Genomic DNA, 26339 nt, shown 5'->3' with positions numbered 1-26339 from the left:
CCGTTTCAGATTGCGTCCAATGCCTGAATCAGGTCCTCGATGAGGTCGTCTACGTCCTCGAGACCCAGGGCGAGCCTGACCAGATTGTCCACCATCCCGATCTCCCTGCGGTACTCGGCAGGATAATCGAAGAAGGACATCGGCGCCATCTGCGTGACAAGGCTCTCGCTGCCGCCGAGGCTCGGCGTGATCAGGAAAAGGTCGAGTCCGTCGATGAATTTCCTCGTCTCTCTGTCGCCGCCCCTCACAAGGAAAGTGACCACGCTGCCGAAGCCCTTCATCTGTTTTTTTACAATATTGTAATCCGGGTGCGACCGAAGGGCAGGATACCATACCTTCTCGATCTTCGGGTGCGATTCGAGCATGCGCGCGACGGCGAGTCCGGCCGTATTATGGTGCGCCATGCGGAGTGCAAAGGTCTTCAGGCCCCGTTCGAGCAAAAAGCAGGAGAGCGGTCCCGGCGTGGCACCGAACATCCGTTGCATGCGGTAGAGATCATTCAACAGTTCACGCCTGCCGAGTGCAACACCGGCCAGCAAGTCATTATGCCCGCCGAGATACTTCGTGGCGGAATGGACGACGATATCCACTCCCATCTCAAGCGGCTTGATGTTGTACGGGGTCGCGAGGGTCGCGTCGATGACGGTCAGTACATTATGCTCTTTGGCGACCTTCACTACCGCAGGGAGGTCCAGGCATCGGAGGTAGGGGTTCGTAGGCGACTCCGTGAAGATGATGTTGGTCTTCGGTCTGATCGCTTTTTCGATGGCCTTGGCGGTGGGGTCTACGAGTGAAACCTGCAGGCCGAACTCGGCGAGCAGGTTCGTCGCAAAGTCGCGAGTCTGCCGGTAACAGTCATTCGTGAAGATGATGTGCCCGTCCCGGCGCATGTATGTCATCAGGGTCAGAATCACGGCAGCCATACCGGTCGAGAAGAGCACAGCGCGCTCGGCGCCTTCGAGGGCGGCCAGCTTCCGCTCGCATTCCGTCTGGGTCGGATTTCCGTAGCGACCGTATTCGTGCTCGCGTATGACCCGTCCCTCGCTCTTGGCCTTCATGAACTCGTAGACCTCGGCGGTGTTGTTGAAGTAGTAATTGGAGGTATGCACGATCGGCATCGATACCGCATAGTGGGCATGGGGGACGCGGTCTGTGCCGTGGACACCGAGGGTAGCCGGTTTCCGGCTCTTATCTTTTGGCTTCCTCTTAGACATTTCTGCTCCTCCTCTTCTTCAATGCGTCCTGCAAGGCTTCCTTGATTGCGTCCATCCGCGCCGGCAGCTCGATCGGTTTGTTGGCGTACCGGCAGGGGAAGCCGAGTGACCCCTCGTGATAACCGACCTTAAAGTCGGTGAACTTGAGACCGTGAGCGGTCGAGATGACTACGACGTGCTCTGACTTGTCTATCTTGCCGGCTTTTATCAGCTTCATCAACGCGGCGAGAGCAACGCCGGTGTGCGGGCAGTTGAACATCCCCGTGGTATCGCCGAGCGCAGCGGCATCGGCCAGTTCCTGTTCGGTCGCGTCTGCGACGATGCCGTCGAACTTCTTCAGCGTGCGTATCGCCTTCTGGACACTGACAGGGTTCCCGATCTGGATCGCGCTGGCGAGCGTCTTTTCAGCGTGCATCGGCTCGAAGGTCTCGAAGTTCTTGAGATAGGAGCGGTAGAGAGGATTGGCACGCTCGGCCTGTGCAACGACGATTCTCGGCAGCCTGGCGATCAGATCAAGGTCCCGCATCATGAGCAGCCCGCTGCCCAGAGCCGAGACGTTCCCAAGGTTGCCGCCGGGAATGATAATCACGTCGGGAACCTCCCAGTCGAATTGCTGGACAATCTCGATACCAACGGTCTTCTGCCCCTCGATGCGTAACGAATTCATCGAATTAGCCAGGTAGATCGTCTCGTCCTCGGTAATCTCCTGTACGATGCGCATGCAGCCGTCGAAGTCAGTGTCCAGCGACAACACGAGGGCGCCGTTGGCGATGGGCTGCACCAGCTGGGCTATCGAGATTTTTCCCCTGGGCAGCAACACGACGGACTGAATGCCCGCGGCAGCGCAGTAGACTGCCAGGGCAGCTGACGTATCACCCGTAGAGGCACAGGCAACGGCCTTGATCGGCGAACCTTCACTGATCATCTGCTTGACCATCGAAACAAGCACCGTCATACCGAGGTCCTTGAATGACCCGCTGTGGGAGTTGCCGCATAGTTTGATCCAGAGGTTGTCGCAGCCGATCATCTTGCCGAATCGCTCGGCCCAGAAGAGGTTGGTACCGCCTTCATAGAGCGAAACGATGTTGTCGTCCTCGATCTTCGGGAGGATCCATTCCTTCTTGCCCCACACGCCCGAACCGTATGGCCACTGGGTCGACTTGTAGCGGTCCTCGAAGAGCTTCATCCAAGCCTTGGCGTCACGGCGGGCAAGGGCCTTCATGTCGTGCTGCACTTCGAGGAGTGAGCCGCAGGTCTTGCAACGGTAAATGATCGAGTTCAGTGGATAGATCGCTTTACACTGCTCGTTGATACATTGAAACCAGGCTCGATATGGCATAGGCACCTTCAAGAATCACGTTCTTCAGACTTAAGAGAAGATTATCATAACGCCCAACAGTTGAGCAACACTGTTCTTCGCATCTCTACCCAAGAGCGCGTTGCTTCGTCGGCTTGAGTTCATGGATTGCCACCTTTCCCCTTGAGATAATCCGCGAGAAGCCCCCGGCTGTGCTCATCCTCATGGCAGTAAACACAGAGATTCTCCCAGTTAGAGCCGTCAGGGGGATTGCTCCGGTGATTCCCGTCCTTATGGTGGACCGTAAGGAGATTCCGGTCCTTGAAATCGAACTCTCTTCCGCATTTGGCGCAGATCAGGCCGTGGATTTTCAGAGACGCTTCCCTATAGCCCGAAGCACTTGCGGGAGACTCCTTCAATTCCCTGATGATTTCGGCTGCGGTTCTCTCTCCCGAGGGTTTTTGCGGGCGTGGTTTCCTGAACTTTATTCTCTGTCTTCCTCCCAAGAAATTCGCCTCCTCTCTCAGCTGCAGGAATAACGGCAAACGCGGATTATCGCAATCTGGCCCCGCACCGTCTGCATGTGCGTCTGCTGATATCTGAGCCCAGATATTTCTTGCATGCAGGGCATCTCCAGTTAAAGACGCTGAACGCGATAAACGCCATGATGAGTACAATCTGCGCAGTATCGATCGCACCTTTTGAAAATTCTCCGAAGAGATCCGGGCGACGATAGAGCAAAGCAAGAAGTACAAGGAGGACCAGGGTCACCGAGAGAGCGATTAATTGACGCGTCCGGAGCATCCTGAAACCGGTCATGATCTCTTCATCTTCTCGTCTCCGCATCACAGGGGGAATGGGACAACCTCTCATGCCTCACGCCTTCAACAATACATCGGATCCTCCCCTCAAAAGACCCGTAAAAAAAGGGAGAGATCCCGAAGTCCGTCAGAAGCGGTTACGTTATGTATTATATCAGATTACAGCCCGCCGTATTTCTTGCAGAGGTCCTCAAGAAAGACTTGAAGTTCATCCGGCTGGAAGGGTTTATCGGGCAGGTGGAGATCGAGCATTGAAGCCTTGAAGATTTTCCTGACGAGGTTTGTTACCGCATAATCGATTATCTCGTCGAGAGACAACACGGGCGCATTTTCGAGCAACAGGGCCTCGGTGTACCAGGTATCCCCTGTCGGGACAATTCCTCCACAGACATTTCCCCGAACAGCCTTCGGAGTCGCTCCTTTTGAAAGCGCCAGGTCCCTCACGCCGAGATTTACCAGTTGCAGCCCCCTCACGGAAGGATTTGAACCGATACCATGCCGCCCCCTGGTAATCGGTCCAAAGCGGGAAACGTTGACGCCTGAACAATAGATCAGGACGCCCTCGCCCCTGCTTATGTCGGGCCGCAATGCAACATAGAGGAAGTCATTCCTATATGAGGAGGAAATCACTGATGTTCACCCGTATCACCTTACGTAACTTCTTTTCGTTCACAGCGATCACCCGGTCCCAACTATTAAGAATCGCTCAGATCCGGGCTCGGCGATTTCTATTTTACTACATTATGGAACCGACACGAAGAAGCTGAATCATGAATATAACTTAATGAGACTTTCATTTCCTTTTCATAAATGCGTGCTATTCTCTAGCCTGTTCCCGAACAAATCCCGTTTCGCTGAAGCAGAGACGGAAAAAAGAGACTATAAGGATCACGAATTTGTGACCAAATTTTCCATTAGGGGAGGTAAGCATGAAAGCAACAGGGAAGAGTGCTCTCAGGTGGCATGCGATATTCTTGTTATTCCTGCTCGTATTTCTCCCGTTCCTAAAGGATCAAAATGTCTGCGCCTCTGATATCGTCACAGATAAGAATCACGCCTCCTGCGTATCCTGCCACAGAATATCACCGCAGGAGATCTCTGGAACCAATCTATTCCCGGAAGGGGTAGAGCCCTCTTCCAGCTGTCTCGATTGCCATCATTACAGCGATAACCACCATCCGGTAAATTTCGTACCGAAGAGTACATTCATGAATGCGGGCCGCGAATCCTTTCCTCTTTTTGATGGAGAGATCAAGTGTCTCACGTGTCATAAGGTGCACGGGGAACAGGGTGGCACGGGGAGGCCGATGCTCCTGCGAGGAGGGCCCTATGCGTCGAGAACAGAGATCTGTTTTCTCTGTCATGACAAGGGCTTTACCGTCCGTGTAAACCCGCATCGCATGACGGACGAGCAGGGCACGATAAGAAAGATCGATGGGGAACCTATCTGCCTCGTCTGTCATGCCGCTGTTCCGGACGAGACGGTCAGTCCTGTGACGGTGACCTTCAAGGCTGATGTGGCCTTCCTCTGCTGGAGGTGCCATCCCCCCATGGCCAATGACGGCTTCTTTAAGGGACATTTCCTGGTGAAGCCGAAAAAACGGACTCTCGATTATATGATGAAAGTTCAGGCTGAAGACGGAGTGACGTTCCCACTCCTCAATAGGGACCGGATTACCTGTTCGACCTGTCATAACCCCCATCAAAAGGGGGTCATCTCTTCGGGTCCTGCCAGGGCAGGCGAAGACGCGCCGTTCAAACTCCGGATGCCGAATGAAAGCATCTGTTTTGGTTGTCACAATATGTGAGGGAGAGGAAGGAACGCAATAGAAGGAAAACGAGTGTTCATAGTGCAAGGAGGAGAACTATGAGAAGACTGCAGGCGTTTACCGTGGCGATATCGTTCACCGGCATCCTCTTGGTCGTGGGAGTCCATGTATTCGCAGAAGAATATTCTGAAGGGTGGATTTCTCTAAAAAAAGATGTCTTCATCAATGGACAGAGCATAGCTTACCCGTCCGTCGACAGGGTAAGTCTCTGGGTCAAGATAGTCCCAGACAGTGAGAGTGCTTTCCTGCTCGAAGCGCGAAGCCAGTTGATGGCTAAAGGCAGAGAAGACCAGGCGCTCTCCTACGACTATACCGGCTTCCTGTCCGAAATAGATTGTTTGAGGAAGAGACACAGGGAATTGATTACCATCTTGTACGACGTCAATAAGAATATCCTTCATTCAGTCGATCACCCGCAGGCATCATGGGAAGCCATATCGCCGGAGAGCAGTTTTCACCTCATAGAAATGGCTGTCTGCAGGGAAGTGAATTGCTGAAGGAGGTTCTCCGGCTAAATCCCCCGGGAGAAATCCGGGTACTTAGCCTCTCGACAGATGCCTGTACTTAATGCGGTGGGGCTGATCCGCTGCAGCGCCGAGACGCGCCTTTCTGTCTGCCTCATATTCTGAGTAGTTCCCTTCGAACCATACGACCTTGCTGTCTCCTTCAAAGGCAAGGATATGGGTTGCAACACGGTCGAGAAACCACCGGTCATGGCTGATGACGACGGCGCAACCCGCAAAATTCTCGAGCGCCTCTTCCAGGGCACGCATGGTGTTGACGTCGAGGTCATTCGTCGGTTCGTCAAGGAGAAGGACATTCGCCTCTTCCTTCAGCATCCGGGCGAGATGGACGCGGTTTCTCTCTCCCCCGGAGATCATCGAAACCTTTTTCTGCTGATCGGACCCGGAAAAGTTAAAACGAGCCACGTACGCTCGTGAGTTGATCTGCCTCCTCCCGAGCTGAATGAAATCTTCACCGCCGGTAATCACCTCCCAGATCGTCTTGTTCGGGTCGAGGGTATCCCTGCTCTGGTCGACATAAGCCAGCTTTACGGTCTCTCCTATTTGAAACGTCCCCGAATCGCGCTTTTCCTGGCCCGTTATCATTCTGAAGAGCGTCGTCTTTCCTGCTCCGTTCGGCCCGATGACTCCGATGATTCCTCCCGGTGGCAGAGAGAAGGTCATCCCCTCCATGAGAATATTGTCGCCGTATGCCTTGGACACGTAATCGGCATCAATCACAACCTGACCCAGGCGGGGTCCGGGCGGGATATAGATTTCGAGTTCCTTTGACCGCTTCTCGATGTCCTGACCGAGGAGCGTTTCGTAGGAATTGATGCGCGCCTTTGCCTTTGCATGGCGTCCCTTGGGCGACATCTGTATCCATTCAAGCTCACGCTGGAGGGTCTTCTGCCGCTCGCCCTCGGCCTTCTCCTCCCTCCGCAGACGGTCCTTTTTCTGCGCGAGCCATGAGGAGTAATTCCCCTTCCAGGGGATCCCCTCTCCCCTGTCGAGTTCGAGAATCCATCCGGCAACATTGTCGAGGAAATACCGGTCGTGAGTCACGGCGATGACGGTGCCCGGATAGCCTTGCAGGTGGCGCTCGAGCCATGCAACGGTCTCGGCATCGAGGTGGTTGGTCGGCTCGTCCAAGAGCAAGATATCCGGTTTCTGGAGAAGGAGCCTGCAGAGCGCCACACGCCTCCTTTCCCCTCCCGAGAGGACCTTGACCGGTGTATCTGCCGGCGGACAGCGCAGGGCGTCCATCGCCATCTCGAGACGTGAATCAAGGTCCCATGCATTGAGGAGATCGAGCTTCTCCTGCACCTTTCCCTGCTGTTCGATGAGTTTGTTCATCTCATCATCCGACATCGGCTCTGCGAATCTTTCATTGATACCGTTATATTCCCGAAGCGCATCTACGATCTCCTGAACACCCTCCTCGACGACATCCCGCACGCTCTTCTTGTCATCGAGCTGCGGTTCCTGTTCGAGGAAGCCCACGCTGTGACCAGGTGAGAGGACGGTCTCGCCGATGAACTCTCTATCCGCGCCGGCAAGGATGCGGAGGAGCGAGCTCTTGCCTGATCCGTTGAGGCCCAGTACTCCGATCTTCGCCCCATAGAAATAGGAGAGATAGATATCCTTCAAGACCGGCTTCTTATCATAATATTTGCTCACCCCGACCATGGAGTAAATGACTTTATTCGGTTCGTTGCTCATCGCATTCCAGATCCTTCCTTCAGACCGATAATCTTCTCGTCAAGGCAGTAACGGTTTTGAAGTATACCACAATCAGCGCTATCCCAATCGGTTCCGTGATGAGGGACCTGTATCTCCTTGACAGGCGTCGCGCCGTATGATAAAAAGAGGTGATACGCGCGAGATATCAACTATTATCTGTACCGAAGATTATGAGAGGCCACGAGCGCTGTCCGTGAGCATATCGATGCCGGCAGCGCAACGTCGAACCGCAATGGCAAGTGAACGGGAAAAACAGGCAGCGGCCGGACGAAGTCTCGCCTTCGTCCGGGATGGCTATGTAGTGGGGCTCGGGACCGGCTCTACCGCCTCGCACGCGATCCGCCTCCTGGGAGAACTCGTGCAGGCCGGCCTGAAAATCCGCGCCATCCCCACCTCCGTTAACTCACGGGTCCTGGCGGCAGGTCTCGGTATCCCCCTGACGACCTTCGACGAATGTTCGGAGATCGATGTGACGATCGACGGCGCCGATGAAATCGACCCCGCTCTCAATCTCATTAAGGGTGGTGGTGGTGCCCTCCTGCGCGAGAAGATCGTTGCCAGCGCCTCCCATACAGTGGTTATCATCGCGGATGCGAGCAAGCAGGTCCCGGCGCTCGGAAATTTTCCACTGCCCGTAGAGGTCGTACCTTTCGCACAGGCCCTGCTGGCCCGGCGCATCGAAGCGCTCGGCGCTTCCGTTACCGTGCGAAAAGACCGGAAAGGACGGCAGTTCGTCACGGATGAGGGTCATCATATCCTGGACTGCAGCTTCGGGGAGATTCCCGATCCTGCAGGGCTTGCGGGTGAACTCTCTCACATGCCCGGCGTGGTGGAGCACGGCCTCTTCATTGCCATGACTGACATCGTCTTGATCGGGAAAGGCGCAGAGGTTCTGGAACTCCGTCGTCCTTCCGATCGGCCCGGTCCGGCATAGCGCGCTTGACAGGGTTTTATTTGTGGTATGCTATTTTACGATGACGAATGCGTTCGATATGAAGGCGATGATCGGCGATTACATGGAAAAGGGCTTCCTCGAAAATATCGTCGACATGTTCAAACACGACAGGGGCCTCTATCCCCTGATCGGCGACCTCATGAAAGATGAGAGAATGCGTGTCAGGCTCGGCATTTCGGCCCTTTTCGAGACCCTTGCCGAGGAAGACGCGGGGAATATCGCGCTTTCAATCCCTTCCATTGTCGCTCTCCTCGACAACGAAAACCCCACCATCAGGGGCGATGCCGCCTATCTCCTGGGGATTACCGGCAACCGCGAGGCCATCCCTTTCTTGTCTGAGGCCCTGCATGATGAGCATGACGAAGTGAGGCGGATCGCAACGGAAGCGATAGATGAGATCAAGTCGATTCTGGGTAAACCAAACCGGTGAGCATCAGCAGATGAGAGGCAGCAGCAGGCCTCCGAATTTTACATCGTCTCCGTTGCCCGTTCTTCATCTCTCCTGACACATGTCCGTCACCATTGACTTCCGGGTTAAACTTTGAAAGGTGACACCATAATAGGCCGGTTCCTGAACTCTGCAGAACTTTATTCCGACGATATAGCCTTCGCATATTTTGACGGCTCCTGGAAAACAGTCACCTACAGAGATTTCCTGAAGTGCACGGAGGGGATAGCATCGCATCTGATGAAGACCGGGATTAAGAACGGCGACAGAGTAGCGATTCTCTCAGAAAATAGGTTTGAGTGGTGTGTCTCGTATCTTGGAATCCTCATGGCGGGTGGGGTGGCTGTCCCCATAGACGCGCAGCTCGGGCCTGATGAGGTGGGGAACCTCCTTTTAGACTCCAGGGCAGTCTTTTTATTTCAGAGCGAGAAAACAGCGGAAAATGTGAGGGTCACGGTCAAGACGATGAACCTGGATTCAGACGAGTTTCGGGAAGAGTGCGGCATCGCCGGTGACACTTCCCAGCGCCTTCGTCCGTCTCCATTTGGTGAGGATAGAAAAAAGATCTCAGAGGAGGATCTGGCATCCATCCTATACACCTCGGGAACGACGGGAAACCCGAAAGGGGTGATGCTGTCACACCGGAATTTCTGTTCCGATGCTGAGGCGGCGATAAGCGCGGGGATTGTGACGCGTGGAGACAACGTACTCTCGATCCTCCCCCTTCATCACACCTATTCGTTCATGTGCACCTTCCTCGTTCCTGTCTTTCTCGGCGCGACCATTACATACCCGCTCGGGATGAAAGGGCCCGAACTCATCTCGACAATGAAGGACAGGGGGGTGACGATCCTCATCGCCGTGCCCCAGATTCTCGAACTCATGCGGAACGGCATCCTGAGAAGGTTTCAGGAGACGCCCGCAGCCGTTGCCTTTTCCCTGAGAGCGCTCCTGAATCTCTGCGGCAGGCTGAGAGGACTGACGGGCCTGAACCTGGGCAAGTGGGCGTTCGGATCCGTACGTCGCGCATTCGGCGCCCGATTTAGATTCTTCGCCTGCGGCGGAGCCCGGCTTGACCCTTCAGTGATGAAAGACCTTGAGGCCCTCGGGTTCACGGTGCTTGAAGGATACGGCCTGACCGAAACATCTCCTATTGTGACCTTCAATCCCCTGGCGAAGAGAAAACCCGGCTCCGCGGGAAAGCCCCTTCCGTCCGTCGAGATAAAGATCGTGAGCCCGTCGGAGGCCGGAGAAGGGGAGATAGCTATCCGAGGACCGATGGTTATGAGAGGCTATTACAGGAACCCTGTTTCTACCGCGGAGGTCGTTCGCGACGGCTGGTTTATGAGCGGAGACCTCGGCTATCTCGATGGCGAGAACTACCTTTTCATTACCGGGAGGGTGAAGGAGGTTATCGTCCTCAGTTCCGGGAAGAATGTCTATCCCGAGGACGTCGAGAGGGCGTACCTGAAAATCCCGTTAATAAAAGAACTCTGTGTCACCCATTATGGGGCCCGCGGAGGCGCGGCGTCTCTTCATGGAATCATTGTGCCTGACCTCGACTGTGCGAGAAAGGAGCGTATAGGGAACATCCATGAATCCCTGAGATCCGCAATAAACGGGGTCTCTATGAAACAACCGCCCTACGCGAGGCTGAAAGGTTTCACGCTTTATCCCGGCCCTCTGCCGAGAACGCCTCTCGGGAAATTGAAGAGACATATGATAAGGGGATTGCTTGACGAGAAGAGAGCCAAGAATCGAGAGTCAGGGGGAGAAGACCCGGAATTACTGAGAGATGAAATCGGAAGGGTCGTTGCAGAATGTATTTCCAGGTTCTTGAAGGAGCAACAGACGGTCCGAATGTCTGACAGCCTCGAACTCGACCTTGGCTTCGACTCTCTTCAGAGGGTCGAGCTTGTCGTCGCTCTCGAGAGGGCTTTCTCTCTGAAGCTACCGGAGACGTTTGCATCGACGGTCCAGACCGTCGGTGAACTTGTCGCGAGCATAAAAGAATTTGCGTTGAAGGGTTCTGCGGAGCGAGAGGAGAAACCATTCTGGAAGGATGTCTTTGCCGAAGAACCGACGGATGAGGAAAGGGCGAGAATAGGGCTCGGACAAGGCAGGATTGAGTGGTCTCTCATTGTGGTTCTTCTTGCGGTTCTCAGAGTTATCCTGAGGTCCATTTTCAGGTTCGAAGTCAGGGGCAGCGAAAGCCTTCCGGCATCGCCGTTCATCATTGCGCCGAATCACTGCAGTAACATGGATGGATTTGTCGTCGGCTCCGCTGTTCCGGAAGATATCTTCAAGGTGTTATATTTCCAGGGGTATCAGAAGTATTTCACGGGTCGCCTCCTCTCCCTCTTCGCGAGACTCGCCCACGTCATACCGATCGATCCCGAAACGTTCCTCGGCAAGGCCTTTCAGCTCTCTTCCTACGTCCTCAGGAACGGGAGGTCCCTCTGCATATTCCCCGAAGGAGGGAGGTCTCCCGATGGAACCCTCATGGAATTCAAGAAAGGCATCGGCATCCTCGCCGTTGAGCATAACATCCCGGTCGTACCGGTCTTAATCGAAGGCACCTTTCGTGCCTTGCCGCGAGGCGCACTGTGGCCGAGAATCGAGAAGATACGGCTCACTTTCGGGAATGCCCTTTACCCGTCGGAAATGGACTTCACGAGAAAACCTGAAGGCACCGATGACTATCAATTCTTCTCCGATGAGATAAGGGAACGCGTGAGGACGCTGCGAGGAGAACGTGCCTGAACGGCGCCACATGTTGCCAATAAAAAGCATAGGGAGAGTTCGGCATTCGTCATGGAAGCATCGCGTTCGGTCCTTTTAAAAATCGTCTCTTTGGTGTAAAATCGATGCAATGAAGACCTTCGGAGAGGTTGTCGAATTTCACGGCCATAGCTGCCCGGGGCTTGCGCTGGGCTACCGAGTTGCAAAGGCGGCAATGGAGAAACTGGCCATGAAAGGGATCTCCGAGGATGAAGAGCTCGTCGCGATAGTCGAGAACGATTCGTGCGCTGTCGATGCCATTCAGGTTCTGACTGGCTGCACCTTCGGAAAGGGAAATCTCATCTTCAAAGATCACGGGAAGCAGGTTTATTCATTCATAGAGAGACCGTCCGGCGAGGCGGTGCGGATCGCGATAGATTTTACTCCCCCTCCCGAGACGGAGGGAGAGAAGAAGGTCTGGAAGCGTTATGCAGAGGGTGACCGCTCTGAGGATGTTTTACAGGCCGTGCATGACAGAAAAACGCGGAAGACAGAGGCTATTCTGGAGGCCTCAGCATCGGAACTCCTGACAATAAAGAAGGTGAATATCCCCCTCCCCCCCGAGGCAAAGATATACCAGAGCATCACGTGTGCGAGGTGCGGAGAGAAGGTTGCGGAACCGAGGGCACGGGTCAAAGAGGGGAAGGCCGTCTGCATCCCATGCGCGGAGTGATTAAGCCGTGAAACACTTAGTTGAGAAGGCGAACATCTTAGTCGAAGCCCTGCCGTATATCCGGAATTTTTACGGCAAGACCGTCGTCATAAAGTATGGCGGTGCCGCACAGGTTGAGGACGCCTTGAAGAACTCCTTTGCTCAGGACGTGGTCCTCCTCAGCTTCATCGGCATACGGCCAGTGATCGTACACGGCGGAGGACCGAAGATCAGCCACATGATGAAGAAGATGGGCAAGGAGCCGACCTTCGTTGAGGGTCAGCGGGTGACTGACCGCGAGACCATGGATATCGTGGAGATGGTACTCGGCGGCCTCATCAATAAGGAGATCGTCGCGTTGATAAATAGTCACGGGGGCAGAGCGGTTGGCTTGAGCGGTAAGGATGGAGGTCTCATCAGGGCAAAAAAGAAACTCCTGAAGAAGCCGGCAAAGAAGGGTCGTGAGGAGACCATCGACATCGGACTGGTGGGAGAGGTCGAATCCGTAGATCCGGCGATACTGGACTCACTCGAAAAGCCCGGTTTCATCGCTGTCATCTCTCCCATAGGGGTCGGGGCCAAAGGTGAAGCCTACAACATCAATGCCGATTACGTGGCGTCATCGATCGCCTCCTCGCTAAAGGCCGAAAAATTGATGCTCCTTACCGATGTGGAAGGGATAAAGGACAGCGAGGGTAAGATCCTCTCGACGCTCGACAAAAGGGATATCATGGAGCTTATCGGCGAGAAAGTCATTTCGGGCGGGATGCTGCCGAAGGTCCAGGCCTGTACCCGCGCCCTCGACGCCGGGGTGAAAAAGACCCATATCATAGACGGCAGGGTTCCGCACTGTCTCCTTCTCGAGATATTCACAAAGAAGGGGATCGGGACAGAGATCGTAAAGTGATGAGTATCGATCAGGAGGCCAAGACATGAGGACATTTCTCGTCGTCTGCATATGTGTCGTGATCTTTTGTAGTCTCGGATGTTCAAAGGCTTCCCAGCAGGTGGTAGAACTGAAGAGATATCCCCTCGACAGTCTTGACGGGATTATCACGCAGTCCGGTGCCGTAATCGACAAAGAGACTTCAAGCGACGGCAAGGGTTCTCTGAGGATCACCGCACCCGGACCGACGGTAGTGAGACTCTTTGAGGTGAACGATATTGATGTCGAAGACGCTCGGTTGACGTACCAGGCAAAACTCCGAACGGAGAACGTAGAAGGCCAGGTCTATCTCGAGATGTGGTGTCATTTCCCGGGCAAGGGCGAGTTCTTCTCGCGGGGCCTCCAGAACCCTCTGTCCGGAACGACGAATTGGTCCACGGCAGAAACCCCTTTTTTCCTCAAGAAGGGTGAAAAACCTGACCTCATAAAACTCAATCTCGTAATCAACGGAAAGGGCACGGTCTGGATCGACGATGTCCGTCTCATCAAGGGACCACTTCAATAAGAGGGACTTAAGAAGATTTCTGTAGCGGTGACTAAACGTCAGATTTTCAAGGTGGCTTCTTCGCTCTTTCTTATTCTCCTCATTCTCCTCTCCCTCTCCTATTTCTTCTTCATGCCGGACATTTCGCGTCTCAGGAAAGAAAACCCGAAAAGGACCTCCCTCATGGAGTATCGGGAGAGAGAATGGAAAGAGAAAGGGAAGAAAGTCAAGATTTACCAGGCCTGGGTGCCCCTTTCGAAGGTATCTCCCTATCTCATCAGGGCGGTCCTCATCGCGGAGGATGACAAGTTCTACAAGCACGAGGGGTTCGACTACGAGGCGATAGAGAAGGCTGTTGAGAAGGACATAAAGGCAAAGAAGTTCAGGCTCGGCGGCAGCACGATAAGTCAGCAGCTCGCAAAGAATCTCTATCTTTCGCCTTCAAAGAACCCGCTCCGAAAAATTGCTGAGGCGATAATAACCTGGAGGATGGAGCAGGTCCTTTCGAAAAAGCGGATCCTCGAAATCTATCTCAATGTCATAGAGTGGGGCGAAGGGATATTCGGGATCGAAGCCGCTTCGATGCACTATTTCGGGAAGCCCGCATCGCAACTCAAGCCGGAGGATGCTGCGCGGCTCGCTGCGGTTCTTCCGAACCCGAGGAAATATAACCCCAATGGGGATCAGCGGTACGTAGTCAGCCGTTCAAATCTCATTTACACCATTATGGTCAGGAGGGGAATTGTCATCCCTCACTATGACGAAGTCACCGAAGGCGATGACCATTCACCGGAGCAGGGAAGAGATTTCCCGTCTGCTCATATTGAGCTGCAAAAACCATCGGATTAATTCGTCACGAATTACGTTATTCCCAGCGGGCGGTTCGATTCTCTACTTATCCTTGACCCTCCTTCACCTTGATTGATAGACTGAATCATGGACTTTAAGCTCTCAACAGGCTTTACCCCGAAAGGCGACCAGCCAAAAGCGATCAGCTCATTAGCCGAAGGCATAGGAAGAGGCCTGAACCATCAGGTCCTCCTCGGGGTCACCGGTTCGGGAAAGACATTCACGGTAGCTAGCGTTGTTGCGAAGGTGAACAGGCCGACCCTCGTCATCGCCCATAACAAGACCCTTGCGGCCCAGCTGTATGGCGAATTCAAGGAATTATTTCCTGAAAATGCTGTTGAGTTTTTCGTCAGCTATTATGACTACTATCAGCCCGAGGCCTACATTCCCACGACCGACACCTACATCGAGAAGGACGCGATGATCAATGACGACATCGACAGGTTGCGCCATTCCGCCACAAGGGCTGTCCTTGAGCGGAGGGATACCATTGTCGTCGCATCTGTTTCGTGCATCTATGGCATCGGCTCCCCCCAGGATTACCGGGACATGCATCTTGTAATCGAGGAAGGGATGCATACCGAGAGGGACAGTCTCCTCGAAAGGCTTGTCGATATGCAGTATATCCGCTCCGACACGGATTTCAGGCGAGGGACCTTCAGGGTGCGCGGAGACATCATAGAGGTGTATCCGTCTTTCTCTATCGACAAGGCTGTCAGGCTCGAATTTTTTGGGGACGACATCGACGCCCTTTATGAGTTCGAACCCCTCACCGGCGATGTGCTGAAGAGGCTCAACGAATTTGCGCTCTTTCCGAACAGCCACTGGATAACGCCGCGGGAACGTCTCGAACCTGCACTCAAGCTGATAGAGGCCGAGATGAAAGAACAGGTCGAATATTTCCTCAAGGAGGGCAAGATTCTCGAGACTCGGCGGATCGAGCAGAGAACGAGGTTCGACCTCGAAATGCTTAAGGAATTCGGGTACTGCCACGGAATAGAAAACTACTCGAGACACCTGAGCGGAAGGGCAGCCGGTGAACCGTCATATACCCTCATTGACTACTTTCCGGAAGACTTCCTCATCATAATTGACGAGTCTCATGCAACGGTTCCGCAACTGGGGGGGATGTACGAAGGAGACAGGTCGCGGAAACAGACCCTGGTCAATTTTGGCTTCAGACTGCCATCTGCCCTGGATAACCGGCCCTTAACCTTCAGAGAATTCGAGCACCGAGTGAGACAGGTGATCTACGTATCAGCGACACCGGGACCTTACGAGCTCGAAAAGTCGCGGAGCGGAGTCGTCGAACAGTTGATAAGGCCCACGGGCCTCATAGACCCTGAGATGAAGGTGAGACCGATTGCGGGACAGGTGGATGACCTCCTTTCCGAAATCAGAAAGAGGGCGGGAAAGGGTGAACGGATCCTCGTTACAACGCTCACAAAGAAGATGGCGGAAGACCTGACCGATTATTATATCGAATTAGGGGTGAGGGCGCGGTTCCTCCATTCTGACATCGATACCCTCCAGAGAGTCGAGTTGTTGCGGGATCTGAGGCAGGGCAAATACGATGTCCTTATCGGGGTGAATCTCCTGAGGGAGGGACTTGACCTTCCTGAGGTATCTCTTGTCGCAATCCTCGATGCCGACAAGGAGGGCTTTCTCCGTTCAGAACGGTCGTTGATACAGACAGCGGGAAGGGCCGCGAGGAACCTGAACGGTGAAGTGATCCTTTACGCTGACACCATCACCGGTTCCATTAAGAGGGCTATGGAGGAAACGGAAAGGAGAAGGAGAGTTCAGAAGAGATACAATGCAAAGATGGGGATAACGCCGGAGACGGTGAAATCGAGTATTAAAGACATCCTGAGTTCGATCTATGAGTCCGATTACTGGACGGTTTCAGCAGCGGAAGATGCTTCCCCGTACGCGAATGATGAGGAGACGATAAAAAGGCTCGAAAAGGAGATGAAAGAGGCAGCCGGGAAGCTGGACTTCGAAAAGGCCGTTGTGCTGAGGGAGAGGATCAAGGAAATAAAGAAGAGCCTGCTCGAGGTTGGACTCGGGACGTCAACGGCCCCTGATAAGCCGAAGGTGAGAAAACGGGTGGCGAAAAGAAGATAATCGAAGATCGCTTTGGCGAAGAGGTTGTCCGGGAGGGTTATCCCCATCGCCGTATTCTTCCGTGAGGGACGTGGACCGACTTTCTTGTGATATAATGCAACCGAAATGGAGCAGCTACCAGCCCTGATCAAGGGAACAATCGGGAGGAACCTGGTCGTCCTCAGGACAGTCGTTTCTACTAATACCTTTGCCATGGAATTGGGCGGGACCGGGGCGCCCCATGGAACGGTGGTCATTGCCGAGAGTCAGACGAAGGGCAAGGGGAGACTCGGGAGAACGTGGGCATCTCTCTCCGGGACCAATATTTACATGAGCCTGATTCTCAGGCCCGGCATCACGTCGGGGAATGCAACGTTTCTGACAATGGCGGCGTCGATTGCCTGCGCGCGTGCATTGAGAGAAGGGACGGCGCTTCCGATAACGATAAAATGGCCCAATGACCTGATGATTGGGAATAAGAAAGTGGGAGGCATTCTCACCGAGATTAAATCAGCCGGCGAACGTATCATCTTTGCCGTGATCGGCATCGGGATCAACGCGAATGCAGACGGCGACGCCTTCCCTCCGGAATTGAGGGATACGGCAACGTCTCTCAAGATAGAGGCATCGAGGGAACAGCAGAAGGATGTCCTCGTCGCGGGTATACTCAATGAGATGGCATGCTGGTACGATGCTCTCATGGGAGACGAGAGGAAGGTAATGCTCGATGAATGGCGCCGCCTCTCCTCAACACTCGGGAAGACTGTTAGGGTCACGACCGGAGCCGAAGTCCTCACCGGAACCGCCGAAGATATAGATGAGCATGGCATGTTACTCCTCAAGGTACGGACAGGCGAAATCAGGACGATACATACAGGAGATCTCACGATTCTTCAACAGAACGGGAAATAGGGGGGTGCTCCTTGCGGTAGATATAGGCAATTCTTTTATCACGATCGGCCTTTTTTCCGATGCGATCCTCAGGGGCAGGCTGAAGATCCCTGTCCGTCCGAGGAGGCCTTATCGGGCATACGAGTCTGAAATCAAGGAATTTCTCCTGCCCTTTCGACAGTCTCCGCGAAGGCCAAAACCGCTTGCAGGGGTTGCGCTATCTTCAGTGGTCCCGGAACTTAGCGGGCTCATTAGTAAAGCAGTTGCCAATTTAAGCAACAGTGACCCGCTAATGATCACTGCCTCCATGAACACAGGTTTGCGTTTCGACCTCTCAAAACCCTTTGATGTCGGCACAGACAGAATCGCAAATGCTGTTGCCGCGTATAATCTCCTTGGATCCCCTGTCATTGCCGTCGATTTCGGTTCGGCGACGACACTCAGCGCGGTTAAGGACGACACCTTTATCGGAGGGTCGATACTGCCGGGGATAAGTCTGATGGCTGAAGCGCTCCATGGCGGCACGGCGCTGCTCCCCCCTCTCGATATAAGCCCCGACCGAATCTCTGGGGAGCGCAGGCCGTCTGCTGTCGGAAAAGACACGCCGAGCTGCATGGTTTCTGGTATTATATACGGTACGGCAGGTGCCGTCGAAAGGCTTGTAACCGAGATGGAACACGAAGCGTCTTGCAACTTCAAGGTCGTAATTACGGGAGGAAACGCCGGAATCATGGCACGGTTTCTCAGGAGAGGCTTCCGCATGGAACCCGATCTGACTCTGAGCGGCCTGAGGTTGATTTATGAAAGGAACACCTGATGCATGAGCTGCGAAAAGACCCGCTGCTCGGCAGATGGGTGGCCGTCCTGAACGACTCAAAACCACCGGAAGCATACGATGCCACGACCGAAAAAAGGAACGAGACATCCTGCGTCCTCTGTGCCGGCAACGAAACAAAGACCCCGAAAGAAATAGCCTCGGTACGGGAAGACGGGAAATGGTGGGCACGGGTCATCCCAAATTTCGAGCCTGTTTTCCAGATTGAGGGTGAACTCGGACGAAAAGGCCTCGGGATGTATGACAAGATGAACGGCATCGGTGCGAACGAGTTAATCGTCGAGACCCCGGAACACACAAAACAACCGGAGGATATCGGAGTGGAACAAGTCATGAGGGTTCTCAGGCTTTACCGGGAGAGGATCGCTGACCTCGAAAGAGACCCGAGGCTGCGTTACACCCTTATCTACAAGGATTCCGGAAGGTCGGCCGGCGCTTCGTTTACCCACCCCCATTCCGAAATTGCGGCAACGCCGGTAATCCCCAAACAGGTCAAGGAAGAGCTTGACGGAGCCAAACAGTACTTTGTCTATAAGGAGAGGTGTATCTTCTGCGACATGATGCGTGAAGAGCTGAGGTTCGGCGACAGGATAATATCTGAAACGAGAGACTTCCTTGTCTTCAGCCCCTTCGCCCCGAGGTTTCCCTTTGAGTTCTGGGTACTGCCGAAGAAGCATAGTTGCGCATTCCAGGACATCAGTGACGCGGAAACAGAGGACCTCGGACTCACCCTCTCTCGCATGCTCAAGAACATGAGGTCCATTTTGAAGGACCCTCCGTACAGTTATGTCCTCCATACCGCGCCAAACAGGGTTCCACGGCGTAACCACTGGCACACCCTGGGAGAGGATTTTCACTGGCACATCGAGATCATGCCCCGTCTGCTCAGGACAAGCGGATTTGAATGGGGGTCGGGGTTCCATATCCTTACGACATCCCCTGAGGATGCAGCAAAATATTTAAGGGAGGCTTGACCATGGAAATTAAGAGAATTCTTTTCCCGACAGATTTTTCGGAAGGCTCCGCACACGCCGTCCCCTATGTTGTGGATCTGACAAAGCATTACCAGGCGCGGCTCTACGTCGTTCACGTCCTCTATGATATAGCGAAAGGAACCGGATTTTATGTGCCCCATGTTAATATAGAAGAGCTCTACAGCGACATGGAACGGAATGCCCTGAAGGAATGCGAGAAGTGGTGTTGTGAAGAGCTGAGAGGGTACAAAGAGATCGAATACCGGATCCTGAAGGGAATCCCTCACGAAGAGATTCTGAAGTTTGCAGACGAGAATACGATTGACATCCTCATTACGGGTACCCACAGCAGAAAGGGACTGGATAGGATTATATTCGGCAGCACCGCGGAACGGATCGTGCGAAATGCACGGTGCCCTGTCCTGACCGTGGGGGCACCACGATGATTTAGGAAATGAGAGTATATCTGTCAGAGAATGCGTTTATCGACATTCTCCTCAGCTCGGCTGAGGTGTATAAGAGGGAATGCCTTGGCTATCTTCTCGGGTACCGGCTGGAGGACCGGTTCATCGTCGAGCATGCCTTCAGTTTTCAAACGGCGAATAGGAGGCACAAAGGTGTTATCGTTCATGACAAAAACCATAAGAGGATAGCGCCGATCCTCGAGAGATTCGACAGGCTCCAGATTATCGGTGATTTCCATTCACATACCCAGTTTGGCACGACGAAAGGGCTCCCGATACCGAGCGAAGAGGACATAGAAGGAATGAAGAAGGGTCTCGTCTACCTCATCATTGCGATCAATAATAACGAGAAGACCGTGGGATGGGGTGAAAACAGAGACGGTACGATCTCCGGTTCCGTAGGCGACTTCTTCTTCAAGGTTTCAGCCTACTTTATGAACCGGAATATGTTCAAGAGAGCGAAGATCCATTGCCCCTTTCCGCCGAGTTTTCTAAACCCGAACCGTTCTCCTGCCGTCAGTTAAAGAATAGAAAGACATCGATCAGGATCTCCCGACTCTTCGGAGCGACGGAAATCAGGCCATAGATAATCTCAGACAGAATTATAAACCATGAAGAGCATAAGAACCGCAGTGTTGGTAGTGGGCGGGGGCCCCGCAGGGTCGATAGCGGCAAGGGCGCTCGCGAGGGAGGGCATTGACACGGTCCTCATCGAGAAGAACCTCTCCTTCATCAAGCCCTGTGGCGGGGGCATTCCGTCTACTGCCTTTACCGAGCTGCAGTTGACTGAGAGCGCCGTCACGAAGCACGTGGATACGATCAAGATCATCTCTCCCGGGGGGGAACCCGTTCCTATCCGATTGAAGGATGCCACAATAGCCATCGTTAACAGGGGGGATTTCGACTCGGCCCTCAGGGAGGAAACGCGGAAGTCCGGGGCATGGCTCATGGAAGGGGAATTCAGGCGCTTCGTGAAGGTCGGTAAGACGGCAGTCTCGGAAGTGTCGGTGCATGGCGGGACAGTTCTGATTGAAGCCGATCATGTCATAGCGGCTGACGGGGTCAACTCACGGGTCCGGGCAGCGCTCAACATCCAACCTGTCACGTCTCTCCTCGCGGTCTCGGCGAAGATACAGGGGCCGCAGACGGATTGCTGCGAATTCTGGTTCGGTTCCTCCCACGCTCCGCGCTGCTACTCATGGGTCTTTCCGCAAAACGGAGGCATATCCGTAGGGACAGGATCCGTCAATAACAGCGAGATAAGAATGCTCTGGAGGCGTTTTGCCGAGAGAAGGGCGTTGAAGGCAGGGACCCCTATGACGGGAAACGGGGCTTCTTTACGCGGTCATCGGATACCTCTCTGGCAGGGTGACATCTTTGTAAAGGACGGGGTATTCTTTACGGGAGACGCGGCCGGTCAGGTGCTGCCGCTGACCTATGAAGGAATCTATTATGCGATGAAGTCTGCAGAATTTGCAGCAGCGGCGATCATTGAAGGAAGGAGAGGGGAGTATAAGCGCCTCTGGGAAAAAGCCTTCGGCAAACGGTTTTCGCTCATGAAACGCCTTTCGGAATTCTTCCTGAGGGACGACAACCAGACAGAACGGCTCGTTCAGTTCCACAAGAGACCGGAGGTGCAGGACGCATCCATGAGGCTCTGGCTCAAGAAGGATCCGGGGAGAGGAAGTATCCTCTCTTACATGAACCTTTTCAGAAGATTACTTGCTTGGAAACGTTGAACCGGGTATTCTTTGTTTAGCGATAACAATCTCGTTCAAGACCGGAAGAATCTCCGGCACTCCCCTCAAAGGAAAGGGGTCCTCTCTTCTCCGCTTTCCCGTCTTAGCAGTGCCGGGTGTTCCGATCGGCACGGTACGTTTGGAAGTTGCGCATGAAGAGAAACCGCATCGTTAGAACGATGAGAGGACTTCTCTCCTGGAGAGGGGCGATCGTGTTCTCCGTCACGGTCCATCTCTTGCTTGGACTGGTATTCTTCCTCTTGCCGACAGAAAAAAAGGAGAAGGAGAAACCCTTCGTTACCCGGCTCGTGAACCCCGATGAACTGAAGCAGATTCCGGAGGCGCGGGCTAATCCTCCATCCGCTTCGAGACCTTCCCCTCCCGTGAAACCCGCGGATAGTCGTATCGCAAGACCGTCGGTTGCCCGACCTCAGAGGCAGCCTGCACAATCTTCGCCTCCCCGCCAGTTGCCCATTCCGCCTTCCCGCGAGGAGTCTGATAGGGCTTCCGGAGAAACAGACAAAAGCATTTCTCAGGCACAGTCACCCGGAAGTGCTCCATCGGGAGGGCAGAAGGATGGAGAAGGACTTCGCTCTCTGCCTTCTCAAAAACCCGGAGACCTGGGAAGGACTGTCCCGATGCCGTCGGTCAGAGAGAAGCTTTTCGACAGGGAAGTGGTCGAAAAATTCGCCAAGCGGGAGGAACAGAAAAGTGAAAACACGCTCACGTTTCACAATGAAGAATTCAAGTATCGCACGTATATGGAACGGTTGAGAGAGAAGATCGAGGGCATCTGGAAATACCCTCCTGACGCAGCCATGAGGGGCATCTATGGTGATCTCTATATCAGGTTCACGATAAAGAAGAACGGGATGCTCGGAGATATGGAGCTGTTGAGGACTTCCGGACACAGGAGCCTTGATGAAGCGGCCCAGCAGGCGTTACGGGATGCTCAACCGTTCTGGCCCCTGCCGACTGAGTGGGGTAAGGACGACCTCACCATTACCGGCCACTTTGTCTATAGCATCTATGGAACGTATATACGTTAGCCGATTTGCTGCTTGAAGGACACGCCAAAGACAGCAGCGAATTTCAGGCCGCTGCCAGCCCCTCACAAGAGACTGCGCGACTTGCCTCGCTGAAATGCGCGTACTTTCTCGGTGTTATAATAAGAAATGAAACAGCGGTTATATTTGCGAATTGGTGATAGGGTAAAACATATCAGACACGATCACTGGGGTGATGGCGAGGTCGTTCAGGAAAGCCATTCGAGCCTTCCCGGTGGTTTCTGTTTTGTGAGAATTCTCTTTGAAGATGGTTCGGAGAGATCCTTCATCAATGACCTCGACAATGAGTGCTGCTGCTATTATGCTGGCCTGCGACTTCTCTAAGCCTTAAGTTTTTTGTGAGATAATTCTCATAACACGCAAATATTAAAAGAAATTTCTTGACAAATTAATTGATGCGTGCTTTAATTTCTCTATGGTTCCCACAGAAGTTCTCATCGCCGAGGAAAAACCTTCCATCCTAGTTGTGGACGACCTCCTACCGAACCTCGAACTCCTCGAAGCGATCTTCACGAGAAACGGCTTCGTCGTTTTTACCGCACTCGACGCATATTCGGCGATCGAAATATTCCAGACACAAAGAGTTGACATAGCCGTTCTTGACGTCATGATGCCGGGGATAGACGGCTACGAACTCTGCAAGACCATAAAAGAGATGAACGAAAAACAGTTCTTTCCCGTTATTCTCCTCACCGCGCTCATTGACAAGCAGAGTAAGATCATCGGCCTTGAAAGCGGTGCCGATGATTTCATCAGCAAGCCGTTCGACACCGAGGAACTCATAACAAAGGTGAAGTCACTGCTGAGGTTGAAGAGCCTCCAGGATGACCTTGAGCATTCCGAAAACGTGATCCTCACCCTCGCCGTGGCTATGGAATCGCGTGATCCCTATACCCGAGGACACTCAACGCGAGTGGGGGACATTTCGAAGTCCTTTGCCGCCTTCCTCGGCTTCGGGGGCAGGGTACAGCAACAGTTGAGGAAGGCAGGCATTCTCCATGATATCGGCAAGATAGGATTGAGTTCCACTCTGCTCTGCAAGGAAGGAAATCTCACGGAGGAGGAGTTCGGGGAAATCAGGCGCCACACCCTCATCGGAGAAGAGATTTGCAGACCCCTCGTTTCGATGCGAGATTCCCTCCCGGCCATTAGGAACCACCACGAGAGGTGGGATGGAAACGGGTTTCCTGACGGGCTGAGAGGCGAAAGAATTCCTTTGCATGCCAGGATCCTCTCGATTGCCGATTCATTCGACGCCATGGTATCGCAGAGACCGTACCGGGAAGGCAGATCTGTTATGACGGCGCTCGAGGTATTAAGGTTCGAAAGGAATGACGGGCAGTGGGACCCGGTTCTCACATCCCAGTTCCTCGAAATGATGCAGGTGACGGGGCTGCAGAGGATGGTCAATGCTTAAGATTGCCCTCGCGGGCGGGAACATAACCGGGAGCACCATACTTTCCATGCTGCGGGGTGAGCCCGATATAAAGATCGTCGGGGTTTACGAAAGAAACCTCGAGACCCCCGGGGTAGTCCTCGCAAAGAAATGGGGAATTCCTGTCTTCGATAACGTCACGCTTCTTGCAAAGGCCGCCGAGCCCGAAATTATTCTCAATGTTACCGATGACGCGATATTGAGCGATACGATACGGACGCTCTTTAGGCACATGGAGGTTATCGACGCATCGGGTGCAAAGTTTCTCTGGAAGATGATAGAGAAACAGAAGAAGGCGATGGTCGAACTCTACAAGGCTATAGAGGACGAAAAAAGGATTATCACGATCACTGAAGACATCTCCCGGGCAGAAGACCTCCCCGGATTCATGAGATTCGTTCTCGAAAGGGCACTGGAGATGACCGATTCGCCCGCAGGAAGCATCGCGATGATAGAGGACGGACAGATGCATCTCCTCGCGTCCAAGGGCCTGAGCAAGAGGTTCTCCGCTAATGAACGCTGGAATATCATGGCCGACGGCTTGACGGATCTCGTCATCAGGAAAAAGGAGATGATCGAGATACCCGATCTCTCGAAGGTCAATTATACGAACAACGCCGCGCTCATGGATGAAGGGATCGCAGCGGTTTTTGTTTCTCCGATCATGGCAGACGGACGTATCTTCGGCATCATGTACCTCGACGATTTCAAACCCCGACAGGTCTCTGAGAGACAGAAACGGGCCATCAATCTCCTCTCGAGGATCATCGGCCTCATGACGGACAGAAGCGCCGCGCTCCAGAGAATCAGGGAACAGGAGGGAAAGATCTCGGAACTCCGTGAACACCTCGAAAAGAAGGTGGCGGAGAGGACAGATGAACTCAAAAAGACGAATCAGGAGCTTGAGAGATCGAGTGAGTTGAAGTCACGATTCATCAACAATATAAACCATGAACTGAGAACGCCCCTGAACTCGATCATAGGATTTTCCGATATCCTGCTCGAGAAGACCTTCGGTGAACTCACGGAGGACCAGAAGAGATACTTGCGGACGATCCAGTCATCGGGCAAGCATCTCCTCGATATTATCAACAATTGTCTGGACCTCGCAAAGATCGAGTCAGGCAAATACGATATGAGCTATGAGACCTTCACGGTGATGGGGGTGCTCTCCGAGGTCTTCACCATAATGCAGCCGATGGCCGAGAAGAAGATCATCGATCTCGACCTCTCAATAAGCAGTGACATCGAATACGTCACCGCCGACAGGGTCAAACTGAAACAGGTCCTCTATAACCTCCTCTCAAATGCTATTAAGTTTACGCCGGAGGGGGGAAAGATCGGGGTTCAGATTGAAAGGACGGAGGGAAAGGGTGAACTGGAGAGTCAGCAGTTCGTGAGATTTTCCGTTTGGGATACCGGCATAGGGATCGGTCCAGACGATAGAGAGAGGATATTCGATGAATTCGAACAGGCGGACACGGCGCTGTCGAGGAAGTACGGGGGTGCCGGGCTCGGCCTCGCACTATCGAGGAAGCTTGTTGAACTCCACGGGGGCAGGATATCCGTCGAGAGCAAACTCGGCGCGGGGAGTACGTTCACCTTTGTGTTACCGCTGACCGTGCCCGTCCAGGAAGCGCCTGCCGAGGAGGCGGAAGCAGTGAACCTCAACTTCCCCTGGATGGAAGAGAGGGCACCCCTCATACTCGTCGTAGAGGATGACATTTCGAGTGCGGAACTCCTCACCCTGCACCTCACGCAGGCGGGGTATAAGGTTGCCCATGCCTTTGACGGCGAGGAAGCTATAGAAAAAACAAAGAAGCTGAGACCGTTCGCGATCCTCCTTGATATCATGCTCCCGAAAAAGGATGGTTGGGAGGTTCTCCAGTCTTTGAAAGACGACGAGTCTACCGCTCATATCCCTGTCCTCATTCATTCCGTAATCGATAATAAGGAACTCGCATTTGCGCTCGGCGCCACGGACTATCTCATGAAACCCCTTGAAAAGGAAATCCTGCTCGACAGGCTTGAAGGCCTCGGTATTCTGCGGTATAAGAAACGGCCGGTGACGGTACTCATCATCCAGGCAGCTGACGGACTCGATTCTCTGAAAGAGCCCTCGCAATCTCAGGAGTTTCTCATCTACTCTGCCCAGGAAGGCAGGCGTGGGATAGAACTCGCCTCGGCGTTAATGCCTGACGTAATCCTCCTCGACTTTCTCCTCCCCGATATGCTCGGTTTCGACGTCATCAAAGAGTTAAAGGAAAACCCGTCGACGAAAAAGATCCCGATTTTCATTCTGACCG

At 53.6% G+C, this 26339-nt stretch carries 25 protein-coding genes; 19 read left to right on the top strand and 6 right to left on the bottom strand.

Annotated elements, in window-relative coordinates; all coding sequences use genetic code 11:
* Positions 1–5 precede the first annotated feature (5 nt).
* The 5 genes from VEI96_01040 to VEI96_01020 form a co-directional block, all read right to left on the bottom strand.
* Positions 6–1214, bottom strand: coding sequence for an aminotransferase class I/II-fold pyridoxal phosphate-dependent enzyme (locus VEI96_01040; protein ID HXX56568.1), 1209 nt, complete (start codon positions 1212–1214; stop codon positions 6–8).
* Positions 1207–2553, bottom strand: a complete 1347-nt coding sequence (gene thrC / locus VEI96_01035; protein HXX56567.1) for a threonine synthase — start codon at positions 2551–2553, stop codon at positions 1207–1209. Before thrC ends, VEI96_01040 begins: the two co-directional genes overlap by 8 nt.
* 119 nt (positions 2554–2672) lie before the next feature.
* Entirely contained in the window at positions 2673–3017 is a 345-nt protein-coding gene (locus VEI96_01030) for a YajD family HNH nuclease (GenBank protein HXX56566.1), read from the bottom strand.
* Positions 3018–3063: 46 nt separating this feature from the next.
* Positions 3064–3330 carry a hypothetical protein gene (locus VEI96_01025; protein ID HXX56565.1) on the bottom strand — a complete coding sequence of 89 codons (267 nt, stop codon included), beginning with the start codon at positions 3328–3330 and terminating at the stop codon, positions 3064–3066.
* Between the two features lie 161 nt (positions 3331–3491).
* Positions 3492–3962 (bottom strand): hypothetical protein, encoded by a 471-nt coding sequence (locus tag VEI96_01020; protein ID HXX56564.1) that lies wholly within the window; start codon positions 3960–3962, stop codon positions 3492–3494.
* Between the two features lie 299 nt (positions 3963–4261).
* On the opposite strand from VEI96_01020, the gene VEI96_01015 reads away from it, so the two are divergent.
* Positions 4262–5140 carry a cytochrome c3 family protein gene (locus VEI96_01015; GenBank protein HXX56563.1) on the top strand — a complete coding sequence of 293 codons (879 nt, stop codon included), beginning with the start codon at positions 4262–4264 and terminating at the stop codon, positions 5138–5140.
* Positions 5141–5199: 59 nt separating this feature from the next.
* Positions 5200–5658 carry a hypothetical protein gene (locus VEI96_01010; protein HXX56562.1) on the top strand — a complete coding sequence of 153 codons (459 nt, stop codon included), beginning with the start codon at positions 5200–5202 and terminating at the stop codon, positions 5656–5658.
* Between the two features lie 42 nt (positions 5659–5700).
* Here the strand turns inward: VEI96_01010 and ettA are convergent, their stop codons facing one another.
* Positions 5701–7386 (bottom strand): energy-dependent translational throttle protein EttA, encoded by a 1686-nt coding sequence (ettA, locus tag VEI96_01005; GenBank protein HXX56561.1) that lies wholly within the window; start codon positions 7384–7386, stop codon positions 5701–5703.
* 136 nt (positions 7387–7522) lie between these two features.
* On the opposite strand from ettA, the gene rpiA reads away from it, so the two are divergent.
* The 17 genes from rpiA to VEI96_00920 all read left to right on the top strand — a co-directional run.
* A complete protein-coding gene (rpiA, locus tag VEI96_01000; protein HXX56560.1) occupies positions 7523–8341 on the top strand; it encodes a ribose-5-phosphate isomerase RpiA in 819 nt (272 codons plus the stop codon).
* A gap of 40 nt (positions 8342–8381) precedes the next feature.
* Complete coding sequence (locus VEI96_00995) at positions 8382–8792, top strand: HEAT repeat domain-containing protein (protein HXX56559.1); 411 nt, start codon at positions 8382–8384, stop codon at positions 8790–8792.
* Between the two features lie 111 nt (positions 8793–8903).
* Positions 8904–11573 (top strand): AMP-binding protein, encoded by a 2670-nt coding sequence (locus VEI96_00990; protein HXX56558.1) that lies wholly within the window; start codon positions 8904–8906, stop codon positions 11571–11573.
* A gap of 109 nt (positions 11574–11682) precedes the next feature.
* Positions 11683–12264, top strand: coding sequence for an FmdE family protein (locus tag VEI96_00985; GenBank protein ID HXX56557.1), 582 nt, complete (start codon positions 11683–11685; stop codon positions 12262–12264).
* Between the two features lie 7 nt (positions 12265–12271).
* Complete coding sequence (gene argB / locus VEI96_00980) at positions 12272–13150, top strand: acetylglutamate kinase (protein HXX56556.1); 879 nt, start codon at positions 12272–12274, stop codon at positions 13148–13150.
* 25 nt (positions 13151–13175) lie between these two features.
* Positions 13176–13694: a hypothetical protein gene (locus VEI96_00975; GenBank protein HXX56555.1), complete on the top strand. Its 519-nt coding sequence runs from the start codon at positions 13176–13178 to the stop codon at positions 13692–13694.
* A 27-nt stretch (positions 13695–13721) separates the two neighbouring features.
* Positions 13722–14522 carry a monofunctional biosynthetic peptidoglycan transglycosylase gene (gene mtgA / locus VEI96_00970; protein HXX56554.1) on the top strand — a complete coding sequence of 267 codons (801 nt, stop codon included), beginning with the start codon at positions 13722–13724 and terminating at the stop codon, positions 14520–14522.
* Between the two features lie 87 nt (positions 14523–14609).
* A complete protein-coding gene (gene uvrB / locus VEI96_00965) occupies positions 14610–16649 on the top strand; it encodes an excinuclease ABC subunit UvrB (protein HXX56553.1) in 2040 nt (679 codons plus the stop codon).
* A gap of 105 nt (positions 16650–16754) precedes the next feature.
* The gene (locus tag VEI96_00960) at positions 16755–17540 is read left to right on the top strand and encodes a biotin--[acetyl-CoA-carboxylase] ligase (protein HXX56552.1); all 786 of its coding nucleotides are present in this window, start codon (positions 16755–16757) and stop codon (positions 17538–17540) included.
* On the top strand, positions 17446–18336 hold the full coding sequence (locus tag VEI96_00955) for a type III pantothenate kinase (protein HXX56551.1): 891 nt from the start codon (positions 17446–17448) through the stop codon (positions 18334–18336). Before VEI96_00960 ends, VEI96_00955 begins: the two co-directional genes overlap by 95 nt.
* Positions 18336–19328 (top strand): galactose-1-phosphate uridylyltransferase, encoded by a 993-nt coding sequence (locus VEI96_00950; protein ID HXX56550.1) that lies wholly within the window; start codon positions 18336–18338, stop codon positions 19326–19328. The genes VEI96_00955 and VEI96_00950 overlap by 1 nt, the downstream gene beginning before the upstream one ends.
* Positions 19329–19330: 2 nt before the next feature.
* Positions 19331–19774, top strand: coding sequence for a universal stress protein (locus VEI96_00945; GenBank protein ID HXX56549.1), 444 nt, complete (start codon positions 19331–19333; stop codon positions 19772–19774).
* A gap of 8 nt (positions 19775–19782) precedes the next feature.
* Entirely contained in the window at positions 19783–20316 is a 534-nt protein-coding gene (locus VEI96_00940; GenBank protein ID HXX56548.1) for a Mov34/MPN/PAD-1 family protein, read from the top strand.
* An 87-nt stretch (positions 20317–20403) separates the two neighbouring features.
* Positions 20404–21531: an NAD(P)/FAD-dependent oxidoreductase gene (locus VEI96_00935; protein HXX56547.1), complete on the top strand. Its 1128-nt coding sequence runs from the start codon at positions 20404–20406 to the stop codon at positions 21529–21531.
* Positions 21532–21683: 152 nt separating this feature from the next.
* On the top strand, positions 21684–22580 hold the full coding sequence (locus tag VEI96_00930; GenBank protein ID HXX56546.1) for an energy transducer TonB: 897 nt from the start codon (positions 21684–21686) through the stop codon (positions 22578–22580).
* A gap of 433 nt (positions 22581–23013) precedes the next feature.
* A complete protein-coding gene (locus tag VEI96_00925) occupies positions 23014–24015 on the top strand; it encodes an HD domain-containing phosphohydrolase (GenBank protein ID HXX56545.1) in 1002 nt (333 codons plus the stop codon).
* On the top strand, positions 24008–26339 hold a 2332-nt coding region (locus VEI96_00920; GenBank protein HXX56544.1), incomplete at its 3' end, for an ATP-binding protein. The genes VEI96_00925 and VEI96_00920, both read left to right, overlap by 8 nt.

Source organism: Thermodesulfovibrionales bacterium (assembly GCA_035622735.1).
Taxonomy (GTDB): domain Bacteria; phylum Nitrospirota; class Thermodesulfovibrionia; order Thermodesulfovibrionales; family UBA9159; genus DASPUT01.
This window is presented reverse-complemented; position numbering and strand designations above follow the sequence as displayed.

What these genes read in the sequence shown, in the direction of transcription:
- VEI96_01040 (HXX56568.1), bottom strand. Translation starts at nt 1,214, where the DNA reads ATGTCTAAGAGGAAGCCAAAAGATAAGAGCCGGAAACCGGCTACCCTC.
- thrC (HXX56567.1), bottom strand. Translation starts at nt 2,553, where the DNA reads ATGCCATATCGAGCCTGGTTTCAATGTATCAACGAGCAGTGTAAAGCG.
- VEI96_01025 (HXX56565.1), bottom strand. Translation starts at nt 3,330, where the DNA reads ATGACCGGTTTCAGGATGCTCCGGACGCGTCAATTAATCGCTCTCTCG.
- VEI96_01015 (HXX56563.1), top strand. Translation starts at nt 4,262, where the DNA reads ATGAAAGCAACAGGGAAGAGTGCTCTCAGGTGGCATGCGATATTCTTG.
- VEI96_01010 (HXX56562.1), top strand. Translation starts at nt 5,200, where the DNA reads ATGAGAAGACTGCAGGCGTTTACCGTGGCGATATCGTTCACCGGCATC.
- ettA (HXX56561.1), bottom strand. Translation starts at nt 7,386, where the DNA reads ATGAGCAACGAACCGAATAAAGTCATTTACTCCATGGTCGGGGTGAGC.
- rpiA (HXX56560.1), top strand. Translation starts at nt 7,523, where the DNA reads ATGATAAAAAGAGGTGATACGCGCGAGATATCAACTATTATCTGTACC.
- VEI96_00995 (HXX56559.1), top strand. Translation starts at nt 8,382, where the DNA reads ATGACGAATGCGTTCGATATGAAGGCGATGATCGGCGATTACATGGAA.
- VEI96_00985 (HXX56557.1), top strand. Translation starts at nt 11,683, where the DNA reads ATGAAGACCTTCGGAGAGGTTGTCGAATTTCACGGCCATAGCTGCCCG.
- VEI96_00975 (HXX56555.1), top strand. Translation starts at nt 13,176, where the DNA reads ATGAGGACATTTCTCGTCGTCTGCATATGTGTCGTGATCTTTTGTAGT.
- uvrB (HXX56553.1), top strand. Translation starts at nt 14,610, where the DNA reads ATGGACTTTAAGCTCTCAACAGGCTTTACCCCGAAAGGCGACCAGCCA.
- VEI96_00960 (HXX56552.1), top strand. Translation starts at nt 16,755, where the DNA reads ATGGAGCAGCTACCAGCCCTGATCAAGGGAACAATCGGGAGGAACCTG.
- VEI96_00955 (HXX56551.1), top strand. Translation starts at nt 17,446, where the DNA reads ATGAGCATGGCATGTTACTCCTCAAGGTACGGACAGGCGAAATCAGGA.
- VEI96_00950 (HXX56550.1), top strand. Translation starts at nt 18,336, where the DNA reads ATGCATGAGCTGCGAAAAGACCCGCTGCTCGGCAGATGGGTGGCCGTC.
- VEI96_00945 (HXX56549.1), top strand. Translation starts at nt 19,331, where the DNA reads ATGGAAATTAAGAGAATTCTTTTCCCGACAGATTTTTCGGAAGGCTCC.
- VEI96_00940 (HXX56548.1), top strand. Translation starts at nt 19,783, where the DNA reads ATGAGAGTATATCTGTCAGAGAATGCGTTTATCGACATTCTCCTCAGC.
- VEI96_00935 (HXX56547.1), top strand. Translation starts at nt 20,404, where the DNA reads ATGAAGAGCATAAGAACCGCAGTGTTGGTAGTGGGCGGGGGCCCCGCA.
- VEI96_00930 (HXX56546.1), top strand. Translation starts at nt 21,684, where the DNA reads ATGAAGAGAAACCGCATCGTTAGAACGATGAGAGGACTTCTCTCCTGG.
- VEI96_00925 (HXX56545.1), top strand. Translation starts at nt 23,014, where the DNA reads ATGGTTCCCACAGAAGTTCTCATCGCCGAGGAAAAACCTTCCATCCTA.